The 6,937-nt window shown below is 72.2% G+C and carries 6 protein-coding genes and 2 pseudogenes; 6 read left to right on the top strand and 2 right to left on the bottom strand.

All coding sequences use genetic code 11. The annotated features are described in order from the left end of the window. Nucleotides 1–133 precede the first annotated feature (133 nt). On the top strand, nucleotides 134–1,222 hold the full coding sequence (locus AB0O67_RS35795; protein ID WP_365459790.1) for a branched-chain amino acid aminotransferase: 1,089 nt from the start codon (nucleotides 134–136) through the stop codon (nucleotides 1,220–1,222). A gap of 129 nt (nucleotides 1,223–1,351) precedes the next feature. Here AB0O67_RS35795 and AB0O67_RS35800 read toward each other — a convergent pair. Beyond that, nucleotides 1,352–1,516, bottom strand: a pseudogene (locus AB0O67_RS35800) (cytosine permease); the annotation flags it as partial. 218 nt (nucleotides 1,517–1,734) lie between these two features. Between AB0O67_RS35800 and ureA the strand changes: the two are divergent. Genes ureA through AB0O67_RS35820 form a run of 4 tightly spaced genes read left to right on the top strand, consistent with a single transcriptional unit; the run spans nucleotide 1,735 to nucleotide 5,817 of the window. After that, nucleotides 1,735–2,439, top strand: a complete 705-nt coding sequence (gene ureA, locus AB0O67_RS35805) for an urease subunit gamma (protein WP_365459793.1) — start codon at nucleotides 1,735–1,737, stop codon at nucleotides 2,437–2,439. Further along, entirely contained in the window at nucleotides 2,436–4,148 is a 1,713-nt protein-coding gene (locus tag AB0O67_RS35810; protein WP_365459796.1) for an urease subunit alpha, read from the top strand. Before ureA ends, AB0O67_RS35810 begins: the two co-directional genes overlap by 4 nt. A gap of 11 nt (nucleotides 4,149–4,159) precedes the next feature. Beyond that, complete coding sequence (locus AB0O67_RS35815) at nucleotides 4,160–5,200, top strand: agmatine deiminase family protein (protein WP_365459799.1); 1,041 nt, start codon at nucleotides 4,160–4,162, stop codon at nucleotides 5,198–5,200. Nucleotides 5,201–5,208: 8 nt separating this feature from the next. After that, nucleotides 5,209–5,817: a TetR/AcrR family transcriptional regulator gene (locus AB0O67_RS35820; RefSeq protein WP_365459802.1), complete on the top strand. Its 609-nt coding sequence runs from the start codon at nucleotides 5,209–5,211 to the stop codon at nucleotides 5,815–5,817. A gap of 52 nt (nucleotides 5,818–5,869) precedes the next feature. On the opposite strand, the gene AB0O67_RS35825 is transcribed toward AB0O67_RS35820, so the two are convergent. Beyond that, nucleotides 5,870–6,148 (bottom strand): hypothetical protein, encoded by a 279-nt coding sequence (locus AB0O67_RS35825; protein WP_365459805.1) that lies wholly within the window; start codon nucleotides 6,146–6,148, stop codon nucleotides 5,870–5,872. Between the two features lie 362 nt (nucleotides 6,149–6,510). On the opposite strand from AB0O67_RS35825, the pseudogene AB0O67_RS35830 reads away from it, so the two are divergent. Continuing rightward, nucleotides 6,511–6,937 (top strand): annotated as a pseudogene (locus tag AB0O67_RS35830) (citramalate synthase); the annotation flags it as partial.

Here is a 6,937-nt window from a genome sequence, read left to right on the forward strand (position 1 = left end):
CCACGGCCACCCGCGCGCGATAATCGAACGCGGAGCCGCGGAATGAGGGAATGTTCGGACGTCCTAGCACTGGCCACTGGCAGTACGGGCGTGAGCGCGGCCCGTCACTACCAACGGTGAAGGACAACCACTGATGACGACGCCAACGATCGAGCTCAAGCCCTCCGCCAGCCCGCTCTCCGACGCGGAGCGCGAGGCCATCCTCGCCAGCCCCGGCTTCGGCCGCCACTTCACCGACCACATGGTCACCATCAAGTGGACCGAGGGCCGCGGCTGGCACGACGGACAGCTCGTCCCGTACGCGCCGATCTCCCTCGACCCCGCCACGCACGTCCTGCACTACGCGCAGGAGATCTTCGAGGGCCTGAAGGCCTACCGCCGTCCCGACGGCTCGGTCGCCACCTTCCGGCCCGACCAGAACGCCCTGCGCTTCCAGCGCTCCGCCCGCCGGCTCGCGATGCCCGAGCTGCCGGTGGAGACGTTCATCGAGGCCTGTGACGCACTGGTCCGCCAGGACAAGGCGTGGGTGCCGGCGCACGGCGGCGAGGAATCCCTCTACCTGCGTCCCTTCATGATCGGCACCGAGGTCGGGCTGGGCGTGAAGCCCGCCAACGAGTACCTCTTCCTCGTCATCGCCTCCCCGGCCGGCGCCTACTTCCCGGGCGGCGTCAGGCCGGTCTCCATCTGGGTCTCCGAGGACCGCGTCCGCGCCGTCCCCGGCGGCATGGGCGACGCCAAGACCGGCGGCAACTACGCGGCCTCCCTGCTCGCCCAGGCCGAGGCCGCGGCCAAGGGCTGCGACCAGGTCTGCTACCTCGACGCCGTCGAGCACAAGTGGGTCGAGGAGCTGGGCGGCATGAACCTGTACTTCGTGTACGGCGACCGGATCGTCACGCCGTCGCTCACCGGCTCCATCCTGGAGGGCGTCACCCGCGACAGCCTCCTCGCCGTCGCCCGCGACCTGGGCTACACGGCCGAGGAGGGCCGGATCTCCGTCGAGCAGTGGCAGCGCGACGCGGAGAACGGCACCCTCACCGAGGTCTTCGCCTGCGGTACGGCCGCCGTGATCACGCCGGTCGGCACGGTCAAGCGCGCGTCCGGCGAGTGGCGGCAGTCGGGCGGCGAGCCCGGTGAGGTCACCATGCGCCTGCGCAGTGCCCTCCTGGACATCCAGCGCGGCACGGCGGAGGACACGCACGGCTGGATGCACCAGCTGGCCTGAGCGAGCGGGGACGCCCCCGGCGCCGGCGCGAACCGCGCCGGGGGCCACGGCCCCCGGCTTCGGCCCGACCGGCCTGGTCCTCAGTTGCCGGACGGGCCAAGTACGCCGGCCCCGGGCTCGGCCGCCACGAGTGCAGTCCACCCCGCCGGTCAGGGACAGCAGGGGGCCCTCGTACGACGGCAGGGACACCGCCAGTGCGCCCACTCCCGCGCCCGGTGCCCACGACACCGTGGCCGGTATGTTCCGCCCGGACCGGAACCAGTACGCCCCGCCCCGCGCCCGGCGGTTGTGGAGGACCTGCTGCGCCGCAACGCGCCGCAGGTCCTCGGCGCGCTCGTGCTGGCGCGCCTGCGCGTCGCTGGGTCTCCTTCGACGGCCGCCAGGTTCTTCCCTCTCTTTGAGCGGTGTTCAATGTGGCGTCTGCCGGGCTGATCCGTCATCGTTTCCGTTCTTGGATCCTACTGTTTAGAGTGATGTTCTAAATCGGGGACGACAAGGAGGGTGCCCGCGTCATGAGACTGACCCCCACGGAACGTGACCGGCTGTTGCTCTTCTCGGCGGCCGAGCTGGCCCGGTCCCGGAAGGCCCGCGGCCTGAGGCTGAACGTGCCGGAGGCCACCGCGCTCATCGCGGACACCGTCTGCGAGGCGGCCCGCGACGGCGCCCGGCTCGCCGAGGCCGTCGAGCGCGCCCGCGCGGTGCTCGGCCCGGACGACGTGCTGCCGGGCGTCGCCGACGTCGTCACCGAGGTGCACGTCGAGGCCGTCTTCGACGACGGTTCACGGCTCGCGGTCGTGTCCGCGCCGATCGGCGGCAGGCTGGGGCAGCGGGCGCCGGGCGCACTGCTGCCGGGACCCGAGCACGCCGAGCCCGAGGCGGTGGTGCGGCTGACCGTCACCAACACCGCGACCGTGCCCGTCTCCGTGACCTCGCACTTCCACTTCTTCGAGGCCAACCCGCGGCTGGACTTCGCACGGGCCGACGCCTACGGGATGCGGCTCGCGGTGCCCGCCGGCTCGTCCGTGCGCTTCGGGCCCGGGGAGAGCCGCGAGGTCGGACTCGTGCCGGTCGGCGGCGAGCGGATCGCGATCGGCTTCGCCGGGCTGGTCGACGGGCCGCTGGACGCACCGGGAGCGAAGGACGAGGCCCTGCGACGAGCCGCGGCCTGCGGCTATCTGGGCACCACGGGAACCACACCCGAAGGAGGCGAGCGATGAGCCGCTCGAAGGGACGGGAGATCAGCGAGTCGATCCACGTCGACCCGCACGCCTACGCGGCCACGCACGGCCCGCGCGCCGGCGACCGGATCCGCCTCGGCGACTCGGGCCTGACGATCCGTGTGGAGTCCGACTCCCAGCGGTACGGCGACGAGTTCCTCGCCGGCTTCGGCAAGACCGCCCGCGACGGGCTGCACCTCAAGGCCGCCGCCGTCCGCGACACCTGTGACGTCGTGATCAGCAACGTCGTCGTGATCGACGCGGTGCAGGGGATCCGGAAGGTCTCCATCGGCATTCGCGAGGGCCGGATCTGCTCGATCGGGCGGGCCGGGAATCCCGACACCCTCGGCGGGGTCGACGTCGTGGTCGGCACGGGCACGTCGATCGTCTCCGGAGAGGGGCTGATCGCCACCGCCGGGGCCGTGGACACCCACGTCCATCTGTTGTCGCCGCGGATCATGGAGGCCTCGCTGGCGTCCGGCGTGACCACCCTCATCGGCCAGGAGTTCGGGCCGGTGTGGGGGGTCGGCGTCAACTCGCCCTGGGCGCTGAGGCACGCGTTCGGCGCCTTCGACGCCTGGCCGGTCAACATCGGCTTCCTCGGCCGGGGATCGTCCTCCCACGACGCCCCGCTGATCGAGGCGCTGGCCGAGGGCGGGGCGAGCGGCTTCAAGGTGCACGAGGACATGGGCGCCCACACCCGCGCCCTCGACACCGCGCTGCGCGTCGCCGAGGAGCACGACGTCCAGGTCGCGCTGCACAGCGACGGCCTGAACGAATGCCTCTCGGTGGAGGACACCCTCCGCGTCCTGGAGGGCCGCACGATCCACGCCTTCCACATCGAGGGCTGCGGCGGCGGCCACGTCCCCAACGTGCTGAAGATGGCCGGGGTGCCCAACGTCATCGGCTCCTCCACCAACCCCACCCTGCCCTTCGGCCGGGACGCCGTCGCCGAGCACTACGGCATGATCGTCTCCGTCCACGACCTCAAGACCGACCTGCCCGGCGACGCCGCCATGGCCCGCGACCGCATCCGCGCCGGGACGATGGGCGCCGAGGACGTACTGCACGACCTGGGCGCCATCGGCATCACCTCGTCGGACGCGCAGGGCATGGGGCGCGCGGGGGAGACGGTGCGCCGTACGTTCGCCATGGCCGGGAAGATGAAGGCCGAGTTCGGCGCCCCGGACGAGCACGACAACGAGCGCGTCCTGCGGTACATGGCCAAGCTGACCATCAACCCGGCCATCGCGCACGGCCTCGCGCACGAGATCGGCTCGATCGAGGTCGGCAAGCTCGCCGACCTCGTGCTGTGGCGGCCGGAGTACTTCGGCGCCAAGCCGCAGCTCGTGCTGAAGGCCGGCTTCCCGGCGTACGGCGTGGTCGGCGACCCCAACGCGGCCACCGACACCTGCGAACCCCTCGTGCTGGGGCCCCAGTTCGGCGCGCACGGCGCCACACCCGCCGACATCTCCGTCGCGTTCGTCGCCCAGGCCGCCCTCGACCAGGGCCACGACACCATGCCGACCCGCCGACGCAGGGTCGCCGTGCGCGGCACCCGCGGGATCGGCCCGGCCGACCTGCGCCTGAACTCCCGTACCGGACAGGTCGACGTCGACGGGCGCACCGGACTGGTCACCCTCGACGGCGACCCGCTGCGCTCCGAACCGGCCGAGTCGGTCTCCCTCAACCGTCTGTACTTCCTCTAAGGACCCGCGACATGACCACCCCCGCAGCCGACGGCTTCCGCATGCCCGCCGAGTGGTCCCCGCACGAGCGCACCTGGATGGCGTGGCCGGGCCCGAACCCCACCTTCGACGACCCCGAGGACCTCGCCGCCGCCCGGATCGCCTGGGCCTCGGTGGCCCGCGCGGTCCGCCGCTTCGAGCCGGTGACGGTGGTGTGCGGCCCCGGCCGGTCGGAGCAGGCCCGCGCCCTGCTGGGCGAGGGCGTCGACACCGTCGAACGCGACCTCGACGACGCCTGGATGCGGGACATCGGCCCCACGTTCCTGACCAACCGGGCGGGCGGACTCGCAGCCGTCGACTGGACGTTCAACGGCTGGGGTGCCCAGGAGTGGGCCCGCTGGGAGCACGACGCGAAGATCGGCGCGTACGTCTCGGACCTCGTGGGCGCGAAGACGTACGCCTCGCAGCTCGTCAACGAGGGCGGCGCGATCCATGTCGACGGCGACGGCACGGTGCTGCTGACCGAGACGGTCCAGCTCGGCCCCGAGCGCAACCCGGGCTGGACGCGCGAGCAGGTCGAGGCCGAGATCCACGCCCACCTCGGCACCCGCAAGGCCGTCTGGCTGCCCCGCGGCCTCACCGGCGACTACCCTCCCTACGGCTTCGGCACCCTCGGCCACGTCGACATCGTCGCCGCCTTCGCCCGCCCCGGCGTCGTGGTCGCCCACCACCAGCCCGACCCCGCGCACCCCGACCACGAGGTCACCAAGGAGGTCATCGGCCGCCTCCGGTCGGCCACCGACGCCCGCGGCCGTGCCCTGGAGGTCGTCGAGGTCCCCGCCCCGACCGTCCTGGAGGCCGACGGCCACTGGGCCGACTACTCCTACATCAACCACTACCTCTGCAACGGCGGTGTCGTCCTGTGCGCCTTCGACGACCCGCGCGACGAGCTGGCCGCGGGCATCTTCCGCCGCCTGTTCCCGGAGCGGACGGTGACCCTGGTGGACGCCCGTACGATCTTCGCGGGGGGTGGAGGCATCCACTGCATCACCCAGCAGCAGCCGAAGATCTAGGAGCAGCGATGGCAGGTGGGCGCAGACAGGCACCGCCGCGTGAGGAAGTCCTCGCCGCCGCCATGGAAATGATCGCCGAGCGCGGTCTCGAGAAGCTCACCATGGCGGCGCTGGGGCGGGAGGTGGGGATGAGCAGTGGGCATCTTCTGTACTACTTCCGCAGCAAGGACGAGTTGCTGCTGCGGACCCTGGAGTGGAGCGAGGGGCAGCTGGGTGCCGAGCGCGGACGGCTGCTCAGCCGTGGTGGGAGCGCGCGGGAGCGGCTCGACGCGTACGTCGATCTCTACGTGCCCGACGGGCACCGCGACCCGCACTGGACGCTCTGGCTGGAGGTCTGGAACCGCTCGCAGAACGCCGACGAGGACGCCCGCGCCCGGCAGGCCGCCATCGAGGGCGCCTGGCACCGCGACCTGGTCGCTCTGATCGCTGAGGGGGTGTCGCGGGGCGAGTTCCGCGCCGTGGACCCGGACCGCTTCGCGGCCCGGCTGCGCGCGCTGCTCGACGGCTTCTCCATCCACGTGGCGATCGGGCTGCGGGGGACCGACCGCGCGCAGATCCTCGGCCATGTACGGGAGTTCCTGGACGACGGGCCGGCAGGGGGCGGCGACGGGGCGTAGGCCGTGTGCCGGTCCCGCGCGCCACGACCCCGCGCCGCCCCCGGCTGCCGGGTCAGCCCTGGAGCCACCAGGGGCTGCTGTACGCCACGCCCCAGTCGTTGCACGGGTGACCGGCCGGGCCCGGGGAGCCGTTGGCCTGGGTCGGGTCGGAGACCCGCAGCACCACCCAGGTGCCGTCCACGGAGTTCAGCGGCACGGTGAAGGAGGTGATCCGGCCGGACGTCGTCTCGATGACGTCGACCACCTCCGGGGCGCGGCTGCCCGGGCGCAGCACCTGGATGTGCAGCGGCCTGCCCGCCCGGGGAGATCTGGGACACCACCACGACCACATCCACGGACACTCGGACCCGCACCAGGCCGCCCACGGCCACGACCACGGGCAGCCGTCGTCCGACCGCATCCTGAGACACCGGTGAGACGAGGGGGCGCCTTGTGCCAGACTGCCCCCGTGCTCTCGTTCGCCACGATGATTATGGGCAGCAGGCGCGCCGGTCCGCAGTGACCGCCACGTACGACCAGGTACGGGCGGCCACCGTCGTCCTCGACCCGCGCGCAGACCTCTCGCACCCGCGAGGGGTTTTTCGCTTTTCTGGCCCACCATCAGCCGGGAGTCCAGCGCGAGGGATCATAGGGGACGGTGGAGCCGGTCATTCCGGTACAGACCGAGATTCATACCTCAGGAGTCTTCAGACCATGACGGAAACCAGCGAGCTCGACGACTCGTTCCACGTCTTCGACACCACCCTGCGCGACGGCGCCCAGCGGGAGGGCATCAACCTCACCGTCGCGGACAAGCTGGCCATCGCACGGCACCTGGACGACTTCGGCGTGGGCTTCATCGAGGGCGGCTGGCCGGGCGCCAACCCGCGGGACACGGAGTTCTTCGCCCGCGCCCAGCAGGAGATCAGGTTCCGCCACGCCCAACTGGTCGCCTTCGGCGCCACCCGCCGCCCCGGGGTCAGGGCGAGCGAGGATCCGCAGGTCAAGGCGCTCCTGGCGGCCGGCGCCCCGGTGATCACCCTGGTCGCCAAGTCGCACGACCGGCACGTCGAGCTCGCCCTGCGCACCACCCTGGACGAGAACCTGGAGATGGTCCGCGACACGGTGTCCTTCCTGAAGG

The organism is Streptomyces sp. NPDC086077 (assembly GCF_040686175.1).
Taxonomy (GTDB): domain Bacteria; phylum Actinomycetota; class Actinomycetes; order Streptomycetales; family Streptomycetaceae; genus Streptomyces.

Excerpts from the sequence above, each read along its gene's own strand:
- AB0O67_RS35815 (WP_365459799.1), top strand. The coding sequence starts at position 4,160 with ATGACCACCCCCGCAGCCGACGGCTTCCGCATGCCCGCCGAGTGGTCC.
- AB0O67_RS35825 (WP_365459805.1), bottom strand. The coding sequence starts at position 6,148 with ATGTGGTCGTGGTGGTGTCCCAGATCTCCCCGGGCGGGCAGGCCGCTG.
- AB0O67_RS35820 (WP_365459802.1), top strand. The coding sequence starts at position 5,209 with ATGGCAGGTGGGCGCAGACAGGCACCGCCGCGTGAGGAAGTCCTCGCC.
- ureA (WP_365459793.1), top strand. The coding sequence starts at position 1,735 with ATGAGACTGACCCCCACGGAACGTGACCGGCTGTTGCTCTTCTCGGCG.
- AB0O67_RS35810 (WP_365459796.1), top strand. The coding sequence starts at position 2,436 with ATGAGCCGCTCGAAGGGACGGGAGATCAGCGAGTCGATCCACGTCGAC.
- AB0O67_RS35795 (WP_365459790.1), top strand. The coding sequence starts at position 134 with ATGACGACGCCAACGATCGAGCTCAAGCCCTCCGCCAGCCCGCTCTCC.